This is a genomic window from Bradyrhizobium pachyrhizi (assembly GCF_001189245.1).
Taxonomy (GTDB): domain Bacteria; phylum Pseudomonadota; class Alphaproteobacteria; order Rhizobiales; family Xanthobacteraceae; genus Bradyrhizobium; species Bradyrhizobium pachyrhizi.
Genome location: NZ_LFIQ01000025.1, coordinates 159994 through 179011, shown reverse-complemented (window position 1 = coordinate 179011; position 19018 = coordinate 159994). Strand labels below are relative to the sequence as shown.

Below are 19018 nucleotides of genomic sequence, written 5' to 3'. Positions count from 1 at the left end.
TGAGAATCCGCCCGCCGAGAGCTAGCGTCGCGCTGCCTTCTTGCGCCGATTGTAGGGTGAGCGGTTGACGGGCCGCAGCGAAATGCCCTCGCGTTGCGCCTTGCTTGCGATTGAGCCCTTTGGTCTGCGCATCTTCAGGCTGATCACGCCTGTCGGCGTGTTCGCCTTCGCCAGTGACCGCAACTGCTTCACTTCCTTATCCGTCCATGGTTCGCGCGAACGGCGCTTGTACTTCGGGTTTACCTTGCGCGCTCCCTTCTTGCCGATTGGCGATCCCGGACGCTTCCACGATGCAACTGCCATTTGCGATCCTCCTGCATCGTTAGGCTCGAATCGGGATCTTTGTTCCTAAGGACACTCAAAACAAAGGATGCAGGTCACGTCGCCCGTGGTACGCCGCGCGGCGTGGTTTGGCAGCGTCGGAGAGTTCGTAGCGCATGATTCGACCCGTTCGGTTCGAGATCTGAAACATAACGCGGCAGTCGGTTCAATGAGTCCGCGTGTGTTTGCCCACGGGGCGGTCGCGATTTGCCGCGAAAGCGAAAGCATTTTGCTCAATTTGAATTTGAGCATGGCCCTGAGTCGACATTCGCTTCTGCACCGGCCTCGCCGGATCTAACCCAGCGGAGCCTGTGGAGGTTGCCGGCCACCGTCGAATCGTATGGCATGTGATGAGATTGAAACGCCTCGCCTCCGGATCCGATGGCATACGAATAGTATGGAAGTTTGTGTTCGACTAGTCGCGGGATAAACCGTCCTCGGGCGAGCACTCCGGACGGGTGTCGCCGATCGAGTCGAGCATCTTTCGTTCACAGCGTCTTCGGAAGAAACGCCACGCGGCGGATCCTGGCGGGCTGTCTCAAACGCTCGCTCTCAGGCATGCGGATCGACGCGGTCAGACATCCAGCTTTGCTCTGAGCACTCGCGAATGGCGCGGGCGTCCTGCGACACGAAGATCGTCCATCCCTGCAGAGCGCGGAACGCCGGTCGCCTTTCACTCAACATCATCTTCCCCGTCCCGAGCTGCTGACTCAGACCAGGGATTCCGAAATGCCATACTTGCGGTTTGTCCACTGTTCTGCCGGCCTATCTATAAGCCTAGGCAGCCGCCGCGGAGTCTCCCTTCTCGCCACTTGCGACGACCTTGAGCGGACCATCTGGGAGCGGACGCTGCAGTTCTGGATCACCGGCATCGAGTTCGGACGAACATGTTCGATCTCGACATTGGGATCGCAGGTCAGAGAGCCATAGACGTCGATGGCAACCTCGCTTTCCTTTGCTTTCACACTCGTCCAGTTGGTCCCTAGGCTTGCGAACGCGACGAGGAGCTCGCATCCGACGCGAACCAGACCGGCGCTTTCCTCCCCTTCGATCGTGTCGTATTCTGAACGACGTGAGTGGCAAAACAGCACTGGCCGCGGTCGGTAGTTGAAGGCCCGTGGCAACCCGCGGATCTCGGTAATCAGTCCTCAAGGTTGACCACCACTTCCACCTCGCAACCTTTTGCCATGGGCGTCCTGATCATGCTGCCTTTCATCTGCGCGGTCATCAGGTTGATCAAGCGCGTCCCCAGCCCACTCTTGGCCTCGAACGGGCATCCGATTCCATCATCCCGTACCGTGATTGCGACCTGCTCGTTTCGGCTCCGGACATCGACTTCCACGGTGCCCGGTCGTCCGTCCGGAAATGCGTATTTGAAGGCGTTAGTCACCAGTTCGTTGACGATCAAACCGATCGATGCAGCTTGTGAGCTCTTCACAGCGATTTCTTCGCTGGTCACCCGTATCGCAATCGGGCGCAAGCCCCGGTGGAAGTCAGCGAGGCTTCCGCACAACGCCTCCAGATAGGCCGAGAGATCGACCGTGCTGTTAACGGAGGTGTTGCGCAGCCTGTCATGGACCTTGGCGACCACCTCGATGCGTGCGAGGGCGGAGGTGATCGCCGCCTGCACGGCAGGGTTGGAGTCTGATCGCGCTTGCAGGCGCAGGATCGACATGATTGTCGCAAGGTCGTTCCTGGTCCGATGCGCGAGCTCCATCAGCAGCACGTCCGCGTAGGCCTTCGCTTCCGAGTGCTTCTCCAACGTGGTACGCAAGGCTTCGGTCACCGCCGCGATGGACAGCCCGCTTATCAGGAAAATCAAGAGCGGCAGGATCTCAGCGCTCAAGGGCGGTGGCATAAAGTATCGCAGGGCAAGCGCGGCGCTCGCGCCAGTGGCAAGGAAGCCGGATCCGCGATCGAAGATGACTGAGGCTAGGAAAATGGCCGGAATGAACAACAGCAGCGGATAGGGCTTCAACTGGTCATCCAGCAGGAGCTTGGTCAGGAAAGCCAAGCCGACCAGCCCCAGGCTCAAAAGATACCGTACCCAGACCGGGTAGCTGGGCTTAACTGAAATGAAATGAAGCAGAAGCCGGTCCATGAAAGGCAACGAAGCGGTTGGACGACGTGTTCCTGTCGCACGACGCAGCGCGTGAGCGTGCAGCCCGGACTAAAAGGCCGACGAGTTGTCTTGCCGCTGCGCCAGCGTTCGAATCGCCTAGGAACGATTCAGTAAAGCGTGAGTTCGTCTCGAAAGAAAATTCAGACGAGAAAACGTCAAATTCCAAGACGGTAACGCCATGATGCGATCAGTGGAGAAGCTGAGGCGCGAGTCCGAGCGCAGCCGCGCAGAACTCGCCGTGACGGTCGAATCGATTGAGGGAACAGATATCGGATAAAGCATCCGAGACAAGGTTTCCCCGCAACACGTCAAATCCAAAGTCTTCGATTTGTTAAAGGGAAGACCAAGGGCGGGGTTAAGGCGGTGATGCAACGGGCCTTGGATAATCCCCTGCAGGCAGTCGCTGCGGATACCCAGTCATGGTGCCGCTCCTGCGCTCGGCGAGCGGCTACCACTCCTGACGATAGGCGCAGGTCTTGCCTTAATCAAAAGCTCGCGACGGAGCCGCGGAGGCCATCGCCCCGGCAACAGAGGAAATGCTGGATAAGGCGGCCGAGCGCGCTCAGGCACCGCGGAGCGAAGCCAAAGACCAGTCGCTTCGGTTGAAAGCCGCGCCAGGGACATCGCCCGCGACGCGCAAGGTAAGGCCGCTGGCAAAGCCAACGATCTCAGGAACCAAACTGCGCAGGCCACCACCGCGGTGAGCGACAAGCTCAGGAGCGACGTGCCGGCCGACACGGACACGGCGTCGATCGCGCCGGCAAAGGCCAGTGAGATCGTAGGCGACGATGCCGCGCTGATCGGCGGGTGACTAGGGATCGCGATCGCGCGACCATCGCCGCGGCTCTCTCCCCGAGACCGGAGCCGAGGCGACGGGCCAAGCGAGCGATCGAAGCAGGCGGCAGGGGAGGCGACGCAATCCGGGTTTGAAACGGCCAAGGAAGCGACGATGTCCGCAGCCGACGCAAAGGCGAAGAGCGTCAAAAGGCCGATCTGGACGATCACGCCAGCCGCATGAGGCAAAACAGGTCGAGACGCTCCAGAGAAAATATCATTAGCAATTTAGACCTACCAGAAGACGAATTTCACCTAGAACCAGAACACAGGTTCTTCACAGACCCTGAAAGTTCAGGTGGCCGACGCCCGCACCGAGATGATGCAACGCGCCGGAGATGCACAGCGAGCGTCGATGGTATTGCCCGCGACAAGCTCAAGGAAGCGTCTAACGCAGCCAAGGAGATAGCCTCCGATCGTCGTGGTGCTGATTTGGGTGTACTGCACTCGCAGACCACGCGGTGGCGCGAAGCGGCGGCTCACTGGCAACATTGTGCCGAGTTTTATGGACTTTAAGTCATGACGGCGTTTTAAAGCTCCCGCTTCGCTCGGCCTTGCCCACGTCTTGCTGTAACAAGAGTCGTATGTTGGGGCCTGCGCTTTGTGATGCCCGCTTCCTGAGCGAGCCATTATGCTTGGCGTGGGCGTGCGCGACCTCCGCGCTGATCTGGATGACCGGTGCTCGCATGCGATATTGTCCATCTCTCCCTTCAAGAAATTAAGTGCGTTCGGAGGCGGGATTGATGCTGAGCCGTGCGATCATTCGTATTCGACAGAGAATCCAATGCCCGTTCTCAGCAACGATGCGTAAATCGAATTTAAGCTCGCCCGTGAGGTAGTTTGCGTCCAGGACGTAGGCGACCGTCATTTCACTATGTGAATCGCGACGATCAGCTTGGTCACGCAGTGCTTGCGTTTCCCCAACGAACGAAAGCGGCCCCAACCAGGGAGCCGCCAACCCGGCAATACGGATTTTCCTCCGGCAGTCGGGGGCGCCTTTGGCCAGCCGGAGCGACAGATAGACGCCCTGGCTTCTCGATGGTTCCTGCCTGCCAAGCGTCTGAGGGAAAAGGTGGCAAATCGCACAGGAGAGCGTTAACAATGGCTCCTGTCGGGTCGCGCCGACACTAGACAACTGGCCTCAGCATCGGCCTCCAGGCCCAAAGGTGCTGAGGCCTATATTTTGGCCGGACACTTCGCCGAATATATTAGGATGATTCACGCGAGTTACTTCTGAAACCGCGACGGGCGTGATGATCTGGCGTACAGGGCAGGCGATTTTCATCCGATATTTTTTCAGCCGAAACGACGACCGCTGCTTCTCGGCCGACAGCGGTTCGGCGATCCAACTCGGCCCCAGCATGATCCGGATGCTGGGATCTCTTTGATCAGGAACGAAGCAGATGCAGCGGCATTGGTCGCCCTGTTCGGTGCCGTATCGCTATCGGCACTGAGACGGCCAGTTAAAGATTAGCCCAGCTCCCCCCGGTCGTGGGGGGCCTTTTTGGGAACAAAGCTGCAAGGAAGCCCTGCGAAGTGAGAGAACCCAAACGATGCCTAGTTCGGCAAGGAAGTCAAACCGACGGCCATCGAAACGGGATCACGTTGCCATCTGTAGCAAGTGAGACTCGAGCACTCGTTCGTAGACGTGCCGCCTGGAATGGGCGCCAGCGTTATGCAGATAGCTTGATCGCCATTTTCATCAGCGCTGCACAACAGGAGTAGTGTATGTGGAGTCGTTGGGAATCTGCGCTTCGTACTGCTTGGCTTTCTCAAGTAAGGCATCGCGAACTGGACCTTGCGGCAACAGTGCGGCCTGGTGGCGCGCCTCCCTCGCGCATTCAGCGAGTTTACTTGCCAGATCGTCGGTCTCGCGGCTCTTGGCCTCCCGGGCCAAGCGCTCCGCTTTCAACCTTTCGCGGTTCTCATAAAATGCCTCTTGCGCTTTAGCGTAATCGCTCAAAGCTTCTTTCGCTTCAGCCTCTCTGAATACCTTGCGGGCTTCTCTTTCCGCGCCTGAGGGTGTGCTCCTCCGCTCTCGAACGTTGACCATGTTGAACCTCCTTTTCGGGTTCAACAAACTCAACGCTCAGATAGGGATTTCGATCCTGTCGGCCTAGCTGGCTACTTGAAGCTAACGTGATTGCCGGCCCTTTCTTGGCCGGGAGTCCAGAAGGTCGGGCAACGATGTTAGCTCGGGGCGCGGTTCGGGACTTGTCTCGGCGGCAGGTTCGCCCTCGGCTTCAATCCCGCGGCGACGGCTGATCACAAGGCCAATTAGGCCGATCAGTACCAGCATGGCTCCGGCAAGTATAAGCCAATGCGGCAACTCCAACCGTGCTATCGCGGTTTTGATCATATCCACCACGACTCTCGACCCGCTGGCTCAAGTTGAATTTCGGTCGCGTCTGACCTTCTGAAATTCCGCCGGTCCTTTAATGAGCCGACGCTTACGACTGGCTTGGTCCTCTGGACTAGCTGCGGCCTCGGCCATCCCGCCGATCGCGTCTCCGGCCAATTCGCGGGCGCGTTGCTTCGTATCTTTGCGCTGTCGCCTGTCCTCGCTCTTTCGAGGGCTCTCGTTTTTTGCGCTCAAACCGATCTCGACCAGCCGGCGGATGGCCTCGGAGCGGGTCGGTTTATCATCCTGCCGAGCAGCCCAGTCGTCGAGTTGAGCCATGAACTCATCAGAAAGGCGAAACGTACGCGACGGGTCTTTGCCAGTCGCCGGGCGGCCTCGCCTTTTAGGTATTCCCTTTTTCATTGATCGCTTCGTATTTGTGCAATACCTTAAATAGGCTTGAAAAACGTGGCCCGCAGTGCGCTTGGCTTAGCGTTCGCATTTGCTTCCGATGGCTCCTTTCGAGGCGGTGCTGACCATTGGACGGCAGGTCAGCAAGGTCTTGCCGAAGGAGAGCGGCGAGAAGCTCGCCGGATCGCATCATGGTAACCATCGAACTTGAGCGCGAGGCGGGTCCGGCGATCCCAAGACAAGTCGTCGCCATCGAGGCCGCCAAGAATCCTGATCTCGTCATCGCGGAATTGCCGGTGATCTAGCCCAGGGGCTATTCGCCCGCTGCACCTCGGCGGTCGCACCCTGAAGAAGCCCATCTGGACGAGATCGTCCGGATGGTGAGGGAGCTCGGTGGCGAAAAGGGCTTGCCGACGAACGAGAAGATCCCTCTATCGTCCCCGCATCACTTGCGATCGGGCTCCTTGGCTGGCGGACCGCTCTTGTTTCCCGGCCGACCTTTGACGTTGGAGGTGTCCTGATGCTGGACGGTCGGATCCTGCTGGTTCGAGCTCGAGTTGGCGCCGATGGTCTCACCCGGCTTGGCGGCTGGACCATTCTTGTTGCCCGGCTGGCCGGCTATACCGGCACCCGAGTTCTGCGCGCTCGGAGCGCCGGAGACATCCGGCTTCGTGGTCTGGGCAAGTGCGACGGGGGCGGAAAGCGCCAGAGCAAAGACCAGTGCGCTCGCAATGCACCTCATGGTGAATTCCTCCTCTGAATTCTGCGGCTACTTTCAGCTCGAACGTCGCATTGGCTCGTGCGTTCCTGGAATTGGCCGCGAGGCCGTTCTTTCTTGCGCTGGACCGTTAGCCATCGGCAGCGTCCTGGGATCTGGGTGGGCGGCGCCTGCCTGAGCCTCTTCTCCCTGCGGCGACCACCCTGGCCCGCTCCTCGCAGAGGGCGCGCAGCTCCTCCAATTCGTCGGCGGAGAGGTGCTCGATGCCGACAAACGAGTTCTGGACGCTTCCGGTTCGGATGAGCTCATCCAGCTTGACCTGGATCGCAGCGCTGTCCCGGTTCTGTGAGTTCTGGATCAGGAAAACCATCAGAAAGGTCACGATGGTCGTGCCTGTGTTGATGACGAGCTGCCAGGTGTCGGAGAATCGGAACAGAGGTCCCGTGACGGCCCAAATGACGATTACAGCGCAGGCCAAGATGAAGGCCGATGCACGGCCGGCAGCCTGCGAGGCCTTGTTTGCGATGGACGCGAACCACCGCCGCGGGTGCCGCTCGCTTTCTTGATAGCGCATGCAATCCTCCTTCTATCGAACCCAAGCCAACGCCCTGATCAGCGCCGCTCACGGGACGAGCGGAGACGCGAGCGTACCGAGGCGTTCGGAGGCGACGGGCGGGTAGGCAGGCCTGCCGGCGGCGAGAAGCCGCCCATAGTGGTCCTCGTAGGTCCGTGCCATCCTGTCTGAGGTGAAGCGCTCTTCGAACCGCGCCCGAACCTTGCGCCGGTCGATCCGTGCCAGCTCCTTCACCGCGCGCATCGCCTCCGCTTCGTTCTCGACAATGAACCCGGTCACTCCTTCGTCGATGACCTCCGGCACCGATCCGGCCCGATAGGCGATGACCGGTGTGCCGCAGGCCATCGCTTCGATCATCACCAGGCCGAACGGCTCGGGCCAATCGATCGGAAACAGCAGGGCCGCAGCGCCGGACAAAAACGACTGCTTCCCCAACTCATCGACCTCGCCGATGAGCTGGATCCGATTCCCGTCGATCTCCGGCTGAATACGCTTTTTGAAGTAGCCGGTTTCGCCTCGAGGGACCTTCGCAGCGATCCGCAGCGGCATGCCGACCGCCCGCGCGATCCGGATGGCTTCCTCGGGCCCCTTGTCCGGCGTTAGCCGTCCGAGGAAGGCGAGGTACGACCCGGGCGCGTAGGATGGCCGAAACAGACCGGCCGGCAAACCGTGATGAACCGTCCCGCACCAGTTCGCGTCCTTGAGCGGAGCGCGCTGGCTGTCGGAAATCGAGACGAAGGACGCCTCCCGAAACTGCCGAACCACCTCGCCGATCCCGGGCAGGTCGAGGCGCCCGTGCAGGGTGGTGAGGAAAGGGATCCCGCACCGGCTGAGGGCGGACAGATGCAGCCAGTCGATGTGCGCATGGATAACGTCGAACTCGCAGGCGCGACGCGAGACCGCTTCGATCAAGAGCGTGCACGCCGTGTTCGGGTCGACGCGCGGGCGCCCGAGCCGCAGGGGGCGCGGCCACACCGCATGTAGCTCTCCGCGCGTCCTGGAATCGCCGCTCGCGAACAGGGTCACCTGGTGGCCCAACTCGACCAGCTCGTTGACCAGCCAAGCCACGACCCTCTCCGTGCCGCCGTAAAGTTTCGGTGGCACGCTTTCGGCCAACGGAGCGATCTGGGCGATCCGCATCGGCCTCCGCCCCTCAGCTCTCGGCGGCGCTGCACGAGGTTGCGCATAGCAGCAGAAGGCCGGCGACAAGCGCGAACAGGACCGCTGCCACCGATAACTGGGCATGTCCGTGCGCTTGTCGGCGACGCGCGAAAACCGCTCTCATGGTGCCTCGCAGACCGACCGCGGTGACGCGGCGGCTCCTTCCTGTGCGTAACGTGCGGTGTCCGACCGCCTCGCTAGGCGACCGGCACCCCATAGTAATCGTCAACCGAGCGCCTCGTTTGTGCGTCCCAATTCCAATTGCTCTCGTCGGCGTATTTGGGAGCGCCGCGGAGCTGGTCCTGGGTGACGCCGATGACGTATCCGCCGAGGTTCGTGTCGTACTTCAGAGTTTGCCAAGGCAGCGGGTAATGATCGTCCCCGATGCCGAACACGCCGCCGAAGCTGAGCACCGCGTAGGACACCTTGCCGCTGACCTTGTCGATCATGACGCGCTCGATGTAACCGGCTTTCTGCCCGTCGGGCCCGTACACGTCCGTGCCTTCGACCTTGTCGCTTCCAATGAGACTGGCGGTCTCCCGATCTTCCATGGCCATGTCGACCTCCTGGAGTTTGCTGTTTCGCGGTCAACGGAAGCGACATCGCATCCGTTCCTAAGGCGGCGACGGGGTGCGCCCGGGGGCGGTCCATGCAGCCTTCGAGGATTTGGCTGCCGGAATCGGCGCGGATCTTCATCGGCTGCACGTCTTAGTGCCGGTGCTACTTCCGGCCCGAGGGTACTTGGGCATTCGAGTTGTTCGGGTTCTTCGGTTGGCCTCGCGATGCCCGATCACGCATCCAGACGCAGCGCCAGGTTTGCCATGCCGGCCATATGGCCGGCGACTCCCCCGACGGTTGCGCCCTTGATGCAGCCCTGCTTCCGCCGGCGATCGATGCGAACGTCAAGAGCCACACCGCTGTCAGGATCGTCGGTGACCAGTCCCGGCAAGAAGACGAATTCCAGAGGATCGGCCCGGGATCACGCTCAGGCCGCCTCCAGATTGCCTTTGCCGAGACCGACAACGAGGCAGCACGTCGGAGCCGCCCGGTCTCCTCGCTGCCGCACCTGGAAAATCTGAAGGTGATCTGGGGCTGCGCGAGCATGTCCTTCTGAGAGCCGACGGCCATCGGCCAAGCACCGCATTTCGGACAGTTCACTAGATCATTCGTTTCGAGCATCGCGCGGCTCCTCAAGCTGCGTCCCGCCATGGGCGAGGCGCCTCAGTTCCCAAGATAGGCCTGTACTTCGATGAGTATTTCGAGTGCGGTTTTCGTCATTTGGGCGGCTGCAAGCCGGTCGATTGCAACCAGTCGCTCAGGTGAGTGCCCGTCTCAGCAACGCCAGCTCGCCTAAGCAAGCTTTCGCGTTCATGCTCCAGCCGGAAAGTGACGGTCCTGCTCTTTACCGCCGCGCGGTCAAGGAGGCCAAGAAACAGGCGCACCTGCTCCAACTGATCGGGATCGCAAGGCGTGGCTCCGGATCGCGCGGGAAGATCCCGTCCACTCCGAGGGCCAAGGCGAGGAAGCCAAACCAAAGTACTAACTCGCGGCGTCCACCATACCCGTTGAGGGGGTATTTCTGCTGCAATGCCCGCCGCACACCCCAATGAGGTAGTAGCGAGTTTGCCGCGACTCTAGCTCGCTCCGACGCTACTGCCGCTCTCTTCACGATCGGCGCTAATCCAGATCACCCTGTTCGGCGCCGCGCTGACCAAGCCGCGCTCGCCGGCTGGCGGGTCGGAGGAACGATTCAATAAAGCGTGAGTTCGCTTTCAAACAAGAACGACAAAGCAGCGAAGCCATGACACGATCCCTTGAGGAATTAAGGCGCGAGTCCGAGCGGAGCCGGGCGCAGCTTGCAGCGACTGTCGATCGCTTGAGAGAGCAGATCAGCGATACCACAGAAGACCTCCGCCACAAGGTCTCGCCCGAAGCCATCAAGTCTGAACTCTCCGAGTTTGTCAGCCGCAAAACCCAGGGCTGGCTCGACAGCCTCAAGCAGCGAGCCCTGGAAAACCCGCTGCAGGCGATCGCGGCTGGGACTGCGGTTGCCGTGCCGGCCCTGCGGCGGGCACGGGGCCTCCCGCTTCCCCTCCTCATGATTGGCACGGGCCTCGCCCTAACTTCGAAGACCGTGCGGGCCCGCGCAGCGGAGGCAGCGGCTCCGACGGTCGAAACGGTCAAGGAAGTGGCGGGTGAGGCTGCCGAACGTGTCCAGTCTTTTGGCAAGCAGGCCACCGACATCGCAGGGGAGGCTCAAGCAGGGGCGGCCGGAATGGCCGACGACCTGAAGGATCGGGCGGCGCGGACCACGGATAAAATGAGGGCCGACATCGATGCCGCCTCGGAAAGCGCGAAAGACAAGATCGAGCAAGTTCGCTCGACCGTTCGCGACAAGGCGGCCGCGGCTCCGGAAACCGCCCGGCAGATGATCCATGACAATGCTGCCCTGATCGCTGGCCTGGGGGTTGCGATCGGCGCAATCATCGCAGCTTCCCTTCCTGACACCAAGGCGGAAGCTGCCGCAATCGGTAAGGCCAGCGATAGTGCCAAGCGCGCTGCCGGAAAGGCCGCCCAGTCCGGATTCGAGACTGCAAAGGATAGTGTGCTCTCTGCGGCCGATGCTGCCGCAAAGAGCGTGTCCCAGGCGGATCTCGGCAAACACGCCAGTCGCATGACCCAGGATATGTCCGAAAAATTGAAGGAAGCGGCCGACGATATCGTCACGGCGGCATTCAATCCTTCTCGAACCGAAGAGAAACCGTCATGAGCGAATTTGATACCCATATCCGGCAAGCCGCTTCTCAGGGGCAGGACGAGGCCTCGCCGCAAAATTTCAAGGATCAGATCGCCGATGCAGGCGCCGATGTCAGGCAACGCGCAGGTGATGCGCTGCGGGCTTCAACGGACGCCGCGCGCGACAAGTTCAAGGAGGCGGCCGACGTTGCCACGGACGTGGCGGAGGGAGCGGCGGATCGCTTCCAGGACAAGGCCGAGGAGCAGCAGCGCTCCGGAGCGGATTTCGTAAACCGGCTCGCGGGAAACATCCGACAAGCCGCCCATGCATTTGACAACGATGCGCCCTTTGCCGCGCGCGGCATCAACTCCGCCGCCGACTACGTCGAAGACGCGGCCGAGAAAATCCGCAATGGGACCTTCCGCGATCTCGTCGATGGGACGTCCGATTTTGCGAAGCGCCAGCCCGCCGCTTTCCTTGGACTGTCGGTCCTCGCGGGCTTCGCAGCCGTGCGTTTCTTTCGAGCCTCTGGCAAACCGACCTCATCCTCACAAGACAAGGATGCGTCATGAGCACCCAATCCGACCTTCGGACCATCTCAACCCTCTTGGGTGATGCGCTTTCTCAGTTTGCAAAGCTCTTCCAGAACGAAGTCGATCTCGCGAAAGCCGAGCTCGGCGAGAACCTTCAGCAGGTTGGTTGGGCGGTCGGCTTCTTCGCAGCCGGGGCGGTCCTGGTTGTTCCTGCACTCGTCATGGCCCTGTTCGCGCTGTCGGCCGCCTTGATCGCTAGTGGCTGGTCGCAATCGATCTCCTACCTTGTCTCAGCAGTGGTTGCCGCGGTGTTGGCGGGCGTCCTGTTTGCGGTGGGCATGAACCGCCTTAACGCCCGGAAGCTGGCGCCTCGCGAAACGATGCGGCAGCTCGAAAAGGACAAGGACACCGTGAAGGAAATGGTCCGATGAGTGCTACCGAAGTCAATTTCATGCAAAACCTCAGGGAAGCGGTTCGCGAGAATCCGCTTGCTGCTGCCCTCATCGGCGGCGGTGCGCTGTGGCTCTTGATGGGCAAGGAGAAGCTGAAGAGCGCGGCGACAGCACCGCTCGCCAACGTCAGCGCCAATCTGCGGTCGAACGCACCCAAATTCACGAACAGTCCGCCGACCGCCCCGGAAATGGATCACGGATTGTCGCAGCACGTTGGCGACACCCTGCGCGAGAGCACGAGAACCGCGACCGACGCTGTATCGGGCGCTGCAGACACGATCAAGGACCGGTTCGACGAAGGCGTCGCTTACGCGCGGGAGAATTTCACCAAGGTGAGTGAGACGCTGCCTCGGAAGGAGACCATTGCACAAGTGCAATCGTCGTTTTCCGACCTGATCGAGAGACAACCGTTGATGCTCGGCGCCATCGGTTTGGCCCTCGGCGCAGCCGTCGCTGGCGCATTCGCCACATCGGGTCTCGAAGACAAATGGGCCGGCGAAGTCAGCGACAAAGTAAAAGAGGATCTCAACGCGCGCGCCGGAGCCGTTTCACAAAGCGTCCGCGAGGCCTCCGACACGCTTAAAGCCGAACTCGGTGACGTCGGATCCGAAGCCTTAGAGCGTCTGCAGGAGACAGGCCGTAGCGCTATGGATGCAGTGCGGGGGAAGGTGAGCGCAGCGCACCTCGAACCGAGCGGCGCGCCGAACCGCGACAGCGACGTTCGCATAGTTGGCCAACAAAATTGACATCGGTCCTTTAAGGGAGAAAGCCATGAGCCGCGGAATGCCATCCTTGACGGCTTTGCTCGGTCTGCTCGCTATTGCTGGCTACCAGAACAGGGACAAGCTTGCGGAAATTCTCAGCGGAATCGGATCTGGCAACCAGACCAGTGGACAGCCGCAAGCCGGGTCGGGTGGAGGCCGGCTCGGCAACCTATCGGGCATGCTGGGCGGCGCTGGCGTGGGCGGTCTATTGAATAGCGGGCTTGGAGAGCTCCTCGACCGATTCAAGCAGAATGGCCAGGGGGATGCCGCTCAATCGTGGATCAACGACGGGCCGAACAAGGACATCTCGCCGCCTCAGCTGAAGCAAGCGATTGGACCGGAGATCTTAGCTACGCTGGAGCAGCAGACCGGCCTTCCGCAGGAAGAGCTGCTTGCGAGGCTTTCGCGTGAGCTTCCGGCGGCCGTGGACAAGTACACGCCCGGTGGCCGCCTGCCCGACCGGAATGCATAACCTTCCAGGAATCGCGAGGAGCACATGATGAGCGTGATATGGACGATAATTATCGGCTTTGTCGCGGGGGTCGTTGCCAAGTTCATCATGCCTGGCGACAATGAGCCGTCGGGATTTATCCTCACGACCGTCCTTGGCATCGTCGGGGCATTCGTTGCAACTTTTCTTGGGCAGTCGCTCGGATGGTACCGCCCTGGGGAGGGAGCTGGGCTCGTCGGCGCGATCGTCGGGGCGATCATCGTGCTGCTGATCTACGGGTTTGTCGCCGGAAGGCGCAGGACCATTTGAGCAACTCTGCCGCACGTTCGCAGGAAGAGGTGGACGCGTTGATTGTAGGCGCGGGCCCCGGTGGGCTTATGACCGCAATCTACCTTGGCAGGTTCAAACGAAAGGTCGCGATCATCGACGCGAACGCCAGCCGTGCAGCGTTGATTCCCGAGAGCCACAACCTGCCAGCATTTACACACGGAATTTCGGGTGTCGAATTGCTCGCGCGCATGAGGGAGCAGGTGGCGGCACTCGGCATTCACCTTGTCGAGGGCAGGGTAGATACCCTCTCCAAAGAGACGGGCGGCTTCGTTGCCTCTGTCCGCGGCACCAACATTCGAGCAACCAAAGTCGTGCTCGCGACCGGTATCGTCGATCGACATCCTCCCATGAAGGACTGGGTGAGTGCCGTCGCGCAGAGCCTGCTCCGTTATTGTCCGATATGTGACGCCTTCGAGTCGTGTGGCAAGAGGATAGGAGTAGTCGGGCCGCTGGATCATGCCATCGGCAAGGCACGGTTTCTTCGCGGATTCACAGGGGAGGTCGTGCTCATTCCAATCAATGACATCCAGGAGGGGAAGGGCTCGTTGGTTGCCAAGCCGCACGAAGCAGAGGTGCAAATCACGGCAGCCTTGGCGCGCCTTGAAACGCGTGACGGCCAAATTGTTTCACGGTTGGTCGACGGTTCTTCGGCTGAATTCGACGTGATCTACGCCGCCATGGGGAGCGAGGTTCGTTCGGAGCTTTCGCTTGCGTTGGGAGCAGATCATACAGCGGAAGGATTTTTGACCGTGGATCAGAAGCAGCAGAGCACGATCAGCGGTCTCTACGGCGTTGGCGACGTCGTCAGCGATTTGCACCAGATATCCGTCGCCTTCGGGCACGCTGCCGTCGCAGCCTGCCACATCCATAATGAGCTGCCGCTGAACTATTCGTAGATGCCCGCGGGTATCTAAGTCTAGCCCCCGGCCGGCAATACTATTCCGCCTGCTCGAGTGTGGCGGGCATTCTTGCTACCGACATCAGCGATCGGGCGACCTGGTTGAGTAGCTGATCCGAATTCTCTTCTTCGGCCAGCGACTTCGACAACAACGCGACGACGGCGCTGTGGCGAAGTTGCTGGGCGAGGTTTTTCGCTGTCGTGTAAGCGGAGATCTCATAGTGCTCCACACGCTGCGCCGCGCCGATCAGAGCGAGGTCGGCGGCCGCGTCCTCCTTCTTTCTGCCCTCGGCGATGATCTCCTGGCCTTCCTCGACAAGCCCCATCATGCCCTTGCAAGGTTTCGCGCGCGCGGACTTGCCGAGCCGCTCGAAGCACTCATTGATACGCTTCACCTGATTTTCGGTCTCAACGAGATGTTGCTCGAACAGCTCACGGAGCTGATCGAAGCGAGCTGCCTCCGCCATCTTCGGGAGCGCCTTGGTTAGTTGCTTTTCTGCGTGCAGGATGTCGCGGAGCTCATCGACCAACAGGTCACTCAGGCCGGCCTGCTCGCTCGGGGACGAACTCTCCGCGACGATCGCTGTCGAGACGTCGGGGTCGGCCTGAATCGCCGGGGATTCCGTGAAGACCCAGCCGTTTCCTTCATTCCATGGCCCGCGGGCGTCGATCTCGCCGTGGTCGCCCGTGCCGGTGGAATCGTTGAAGAACTGATCGACCAGCCCGGGCGTCGGCGCGATGCGGCCGATGCTGAAGGCCGGCTTGCTCATGCTCTCGAGCGCCAGCGCGAAGGCCTTCATGTGGGTTATCTCGCGGGTCATCAGGAACTGCAAGGCATCCTTGCTGCCGGCGTCGTCGCAGAAATTGATCAGCCGCTCATAGACGATCTTCGCGCGCGCCTCGGCGGCGATGTTGCTCCGAAGATCGACGTCGAGCTCGCCGGTGATCTTCAGGTAGTCGGCCGTCCAGGCATTGCCTTGGGAATTGAAAAGGTTCACGCCACCGCCGCCCGCGATCGCAATCAGGGGATCGGCTTCGGCCGCCTGGCGATCGAACTTCGCCGGCTGAAGGTGCATGCGGGCGAGGGTGCCCACGATTTCGAGATGACTCAGTTCTTCGGTGCCGATGTCCATCAGCAGGTCTTTGCGGTCCGGGTCCTCGCAGTTCAGACCCTGGATGGAATATTGCATCGCGGCCGCGAGCTCGCCGTTGGCGCCGCCGAACTGTTCAAGAAGCATGTTGCCAAAACGAGGGTCCGGTTCGTCGACGCGGACAGTGAACATCAGCTTCTTGACATGGTGATACATGGAAGGCCTCGGAGTTAGAGGGGATATCAGCCCGAACATTGGTCGCTGGCGTTGGTTCCTACTCACGACGGATTTGCCCTTCCGGCGATTTGCGCCGAGACCGGCCGGCGGTCGCGAAGAGTAGCGCAGAGTTCGACGGGAACATTGGCCCTGGAGGGAATGGTGAGAGTACCTCAGGGACACAGCTCAGTCGTCGCGGGTGCCATAGCCACGGCCCATTTCAAGGCCGGCGACGAGATTTTGAAGAATACTTTTGCGAACAACGGATTCGAGCACTTCCGACCTATAAGTCGCCGTTGACGTTCGGTCCAACGGCCGGGATGGATCCGGCCCGCGTGCCGCTCGAACCTCGCTGACGGAGGAAGAGCGCATGAGCGCCTGGATCGATGTCAATCTCGTAAAGGTCACGATGGAGTACGTGGGCACGAGCGACAGGCCGCGTCAGTACGTCCCAACATTTGATCGGATCGCCGAGTGGGAGTCCGGCGGTGGCAAGCGGCAGAACATACCAGCCGCTGGCTGACGGCACCATCCGCCCGAGGAGTGGCGGTCCGCCCATCCTCTGCAGAGCCGGAAGCCGTCAGTCGCTGCGCGCTGCTCCAAGCGTGACAGCCATTCTGGCGCCCCGCGCCCCCATCAGCTTCGGCGAACCGGTCGTGGTATCGCGCGCAGTCTGATGCTCCATCTCCGCGTCCAGCTCGGCTCCGATCAGAATGACGATGGCGGAGATCCAGAGCCAGGTCATAAAGCCGATCACTGCGCCGAGCGAGCCATAGGTCTCGTTGAATTTCCCGAAACCGGACGCATACCAGGAGAACAGGGCGGAAGCACCGAGCCAGAGCACCGCGGCTGCAGCGCTGCCCCAGGTGATCCAGCGCCAGCGCCGCGCCTCGCGGCTCGGTCCGTAACGATAGATCAGTGCCAGCGCCACCGGGCAGGAATCCGGAAACCTGGGCCAGATGCCCGGCGATGGCGGTCGGATCCTAGAACAGGCCGTAGATCGCGACCAGAGCCGCGAGCGCTGGAAAGATCGCCAGCAGGCTGTAGTAGGTCATGCCCGCGGCCAGCGCCAACATCCGGTGCTCGGAGGTGTTGGAATAGACCCGCAGCAGAATGTCCTTCCATCCGCGCGCCGGGATCTCGGAGGGCGAACTCGCCTGCCGGCCGCGGTCGCTATCGCCTGCCGTTTCGGGAGCAGCCGTGTCTCGGGACCCGTCTCGCGATGGATTTCTTCCTCCGGGGATTTCGACAGGGCGGCTTTCTTCCGGGATCAGTACGGCAGTCAGGGCCGCTGCCATCAGAAGAGCCACCCCCGAGATGATGGGTCCAACTGTCCGGCCCAGCCGACCGTTCTCGCTCGCCGGCTACAACGTGTCTTCCAATCTTCGCCGCAGTCGTCATTGGCTCGGCGCGGCCCAAGGCTGCCCCTTCGGGCAACCGCCGTCATGGCGGAACGTTCCGTTCCTCCGACCCACAGCTAGGCTGGCGGTCAGCTAGCGTTTGAGAAGCTGGGCAACCGCGGTGACGAGCTGAGTCAGTGCGAACGCTTGGTGAGAAGGATGCTGTGGGCCAGGCCGAACCTGGCCCGGTCCTTCGCAGCCGTTCCGGTCATGTACACCACGGGAGCGAGTCCCAGCTGGTCATAGCGCCACTGAGGTTTACGTCGGTCACGAGCGCCCGGAATATGGCGTCGTCGCCGTTGAGAAGCGTGACCGCGTACTCCGCGGAGGAAAGGACTTCCGGAACGAAGCCAACTTCAATCGGTGCGTCCTCCAGCATCTGCCGCACCAACAGGTCATCCTCCGCGATCAAGGCGTTGTTCAATCGCTGTCTCTCGCTCGACAGTCTACGCGGCAGTGGTCGGCCATGGCGCGAATTGTCGGCTCCCGCTTCGCTTTGCGCGCCCGGATCTCGACCAAAGGACAAAGGGAGGACCTTGTCGGCAGGTGACGCGTTGGAAGGGTACTTACCTTTCCGATCCTTTGAGACATGTTCAAAATAGCTAGCTTGTCAGCAAGGCGCCTTAGCCGTAGGCCAGGCTTTCCGGTCACTGTCCGGCCGACCAGATCGGATGTCGTCGTCGCGCGCTCTATCGCCCGCAACACCGCGCCGGCTCCGGAACTGGTGGCCCGCGCCCTGACCTGGGGCGCCGACGAGAAGGTTCTGCTGGCCCTGGCAGCCGTCGGGTGGCTTGCCTCCCGCGGGTGCGCGACGCCGCTGCGGCGCGCAGGTAACCACGCTTTGCTCGTTACAGTTGCTGCGTCACTGCTGCCCCATGGTTTGAAACTTGTGTTTGAGCAAACCCGGCCAGACCGTCGAACGGTGATTGGGCACGTCCACGGCGTCCCCATTTCCGGCAAACGAGAGGATGCTTTTCCCTCAGGTCACGCGCTGCATATGGGTGCGCTGGCATCGGGGGCCAGCGCGTTGCCGGCTGGCCCCCGGCGGGCGTTTCTGGCGCTTGCGGCCGCGCTGTCGCTGACGCGCATTGTGATCATGGCGCATTGGGCGAGCGATGTTGTGGCCGGCTTCGCGCTTGGCGCGGTGCTTGAACGGGCCCTCCGGCTGTGGACCGGCTACCCGAACGGCGTTTCAACGGAGGACGATCATGCCGACTCTTGAAGACCTGAAGGGATACGTGGAGCGCGCAACCGGTTTACAGCGCCCCGGGAAGCGCAAGGTTATGGATCTCGAGCGGGTGCGAAAACCTCACACTGTCAGGTTCAGGGATGACGGTCTCGTCCCGAACCATCCGCGATGGCCGCTCATTATCTATCGAAACGCTGTCGCTTTCGATAACCGCCTGGATGCCGCGGCGGTGATCGAAGACTTGTTTGAAGCGAACGGATGGGGAGACACCTGGCGGGACGGCATCTACGACTACGTGCATTACCACTCCAGGATCCATGAGGTGCTCGGCGTCGCGCGCGGCAAGGGCCGCGTTCGGTTCGGCGGCAACAAGGGGAGGATCTTCACGCTGAAGGCTGGCGACGTCGCGGTTCTCCCCGCCGGCATGGGCCATCAGGGCCTTGCAGCGGATGATGAGTTTCTCGTCGTCGGGGCC

At 61.4% G+C, this 19018-nt stretch carries 22 protein-coding genes and 1 pseudogene; 11 read left to right on the top strand and 12 right to left on the bottom strand.

Translation table 11 applies throughout. The annotated features are described in order from the left end of the window. Positions 1-21 precede the first annotated feature (21 nt). The 9 genes from AKL29_RS02910 to AKL29_RS02875 all read right to left on the bottom strand — a co-directional run bounded on the left by AKL29_RS02910 (position 22) and on the right by AKL29_RS02875 (position 9039). A complete protein-coding gene (locus AKL29_RS02910; RefSeq protein ID WP_028337232.1) occupies positions 22-303 on the bottom strand; it encodes a hypothetical protein in 282 nt (93 codons plus the stop codon). Between the two features lie 1159 nt (positions 304-1462). Next, positions 1463-2422 carry a sensor histidine kinase gene (locus tag AKL29_RS02905; protein WP_050382927.1) on the bottom strand — a complete coding sequence of 320 codons (960 nt, stop codon included), beginning with the start codon at positions 2420-2422 and terminating at the stop codon, positions 1463-1465. A gap of 1573 nt (positions 2423-3995) precedes the next feature. Next, positions 3996-4379, bottom strand: coding sequence for a hypothetical protein (locus AKL29_RS41565; protein ID WP_152977398.1), 384 nt, complete (start codon positions 4377-4379; stop codon positions 3996-3998). A 600-nt stretch (positions 4380-4979) separates the two neighbouring features. Next, positions 4980-5330 carry a hypothetical protein gene (locus tag AKL29_RS02900; RefSeq protein ID WP_152977397.1) on the bottom strand — a complete coding sequence of 117 codons (351 nt, stop codon included), beginning with the start codon at positions 5328-5330 and terminating at the stop codon, positions 4980-4982. A 333-nt stretch (positions 5331-5663) separates the two neighbouring features. Continuing rightward, positions 5664-5957 carry a hypothetical protein gene (locus AKL29_RS02895; protein ID WP_244481712.1) on the bottom strand — a complete coding sequence of 98 codons (294 nt, stop codon included), beginning with the start codon at positions 5955-5957 and terminating at the stop codon, positions 5664-5666. A gap of 517 nt (positions 5958-6474) precedes the next feature. Next, positions 6475-6771, bottom strand: a complete 297-nt coding sequence (locus AKL29_RS02890) for a hypothetical protein (protein ID WP_050382925.1) — start codon at positions 6769-6771, stop codon at positions 6475-6477. Between the two features lie 106 nt (positions 6772-6877). Then, positions 6878-7321, bottom strand: a complete 444-nt coding sequence (locus AKL29_RS02885; RefSeq protein WP_050382923.1) for a low affinity iron permease family protein — start codon at positions 7319-7321, stop codon at positions 6878-6880. A 48-nt stretch (positions 7322-7369) separates the two neighbouring features. Further along, a complete protein-coding gene (locus AKL29_RS02880; RefSeq protein ID WP_050382922.1) occupies positions 7370-8461 on the bottom strand; it encodes a glycosyltransferase family 4 protein in 1092 nt (363 codons plus the stop codon). Between the two features lie 218 nt (positions 8462-8679). After that, positions 8680-9039 (bottom strand): PRC-barrel domain-containing protein, encoded by a 360-nt coding sequence (locus AKL29_RS02875; RefSeq protein ID WP_028337226.1) that lies wholly within the window; start codon positions 9037-9039, stop codon positions 8680-8682. A 197-nt stretch (positions 9040-9236) separates the two neighbouring features. Between AKL29_RS02875 and AKL29_RS46560 the strand changes: the two genes are divergently transcribed. The 8 genes from AKL29_RS46560 (at position 9237) to AKL29_RS02835 (ending at position 14645) form a co-directional block, all read left to right on the top strand. Next, a complete protein-coding gene (locus tag AKL29_RS46560; protein WP_160321701.1) occupies positions 9237-9596 on the top strand; it encodes a hypothetical protein in 360 nt (119 codons plus the stop codon). A gap of 687 nt (positions 9597-10283) precedes the next feature. After that, complete coding sequence (locus AKL29_RS02865; RefSeq protein WP_050382916.1) at positions 10284-11252, top strand: hypothetical protein; 969 nt, start codon at positions 10284-10286, stop codon at positions 11250-11252. Continuing rightward, positions 11249-11791, top strand: a complete 543-nt coding sequence (locus tag AKL29_RS02860) for a hypothetical protein (protein WP_050382913.1) — start codon at positions 11249-11251, stop codon at positions 11789-11791. Before AKL29_RS02865 ends, AKL29_RS02860 begins: the two co-directional genes overlap by 4 nt. Next, entirely contained in the window at positions 11788-12183 is a 396-nt protein-coding gene (locus AKL29_RS02855) for a phage holin family protein (protein ID WP_050382912.1), read from the top strand. Before AKL29_RS02860 ends, AKL29_RS02855 begins: the two co-directional genes overlap by 4 nt. Continuing rightward, entirely contained in the window at positions 12180-12950 is a 771-nt protein-coding gene (locus AKL29_RS02850) for a hypothetical protein (RefSeq protein WP_050382910.1), read from the top strand. Before AKL29_RS02855 ends, AKL29_RS02850 begins: the two co-directional genes overlap by 4 nt. A 25-nt stretch (positions 12951-12975) precedes the next feature. Further along, a complete protein-coding gene (locus tag AKL29_RS02845) occupies positions 12976-13440 on the top strand; it encodes a YidB family protein (RefSeq protein ID WP_028337222.1) in 465 nt (154 codons plus the stop codon). 27 nt (positions 13441-13467) lie between these two features. Next, positions 13468-13728 carry a GlsB/YeaQ/YmgE family stress response membrane protein gene (locus AKL29_RS02840; protein ID WP_028337221.1) on the top strand — a complete coding sequence of 87 codons (261 nt, stop codon included), beginning with the start codon at positions 13468-13470 and terminating at the stop codon, positions 13726-13728. Positions 13729-13757: 29 nt separating this feature from the next. Beyond that, a complete protein-coding gene (locus AKL29_RS02835) occupies positions 13758-14645 on the top strand; it encodes an NAD(P)/FAD-dependent oxidoreductase (RefSeq protein WP_283809384.1) in 888 nt (295 codons plus the stop codon). Between the two features lie 40 nt (positions 14646-14685). Here AKL29_RS02835 and AKL29_RS02830 read toward each other — a convergent pair whose 3' ends face one another. Next, a complete protein-coding gene (locus AKL29_RS02830; protein ID WP_028337219.1) occupies positions 14686-15954 on the bottom strand; it encodes a DUF892 family protein in 1269 nt (422 codons plus the stop codon). Positions 15955-16324: 370 nt separating this feature from the next. On the opposite strand from AKL29_RS02830, the gene AKL29_RS42655 reads away from it, so the two are divergent. Then, a complete protein-coding gene (locus AKL29_RS42655; RefSeq protein WP_160321700.1) occupies positions 16325-16477 on the top strand; it encodes a hypothetical protein in 153 nt (50 codons plus the stop codon). 57 nt (positions 16478-16534) lie between these two features. Here AKL29_RS42655 and AKL29_RS40200 read toward each other — a convergent pair. After that, positions 16535-17252 (bottom strand): annotated as a pseudogene (locus tag AKL29_RS40200) (YihY/virulence factor BrkB family protein). A gap of 310 nt (positions 17253-17562) precedes the next feature. After that, complete coding sequence (locus tag AKL29_RS40195) at positions 17563-17778, bottom strand: hypothetical protein (RefSeq protein ID WP_152977396.1); 216 nt, start codon at positions 17776-17778, stop codon at positions 17563-17565. A gap of 165 nt (positions 17779-17943) precedes the next feature. Here AKL29_RS40195 and AKL29_RS02815 point away from each other — a divergent pair, with 165 nt between their 5' ends. Further along, positions 17944-18576, top strand: a complete 633-nt coding sequence (locus AKL29_RS02815) for a phosphatase PAP2 family protein (protein WP_038377906.1) — start codon at positions 17944-17946, stop codon at positions 18574-18576. After that, positions 18563-19018 (top strand): cupin domain-containing protein (locus AKL29_RS02810; protein WP_244481711.1); only part of this gene is annotated, 456 nt, incomplete at its 3' end. The genes AKL29_RS02815 and AKL29_RS02810, both read left to right, overlap by 14 nt.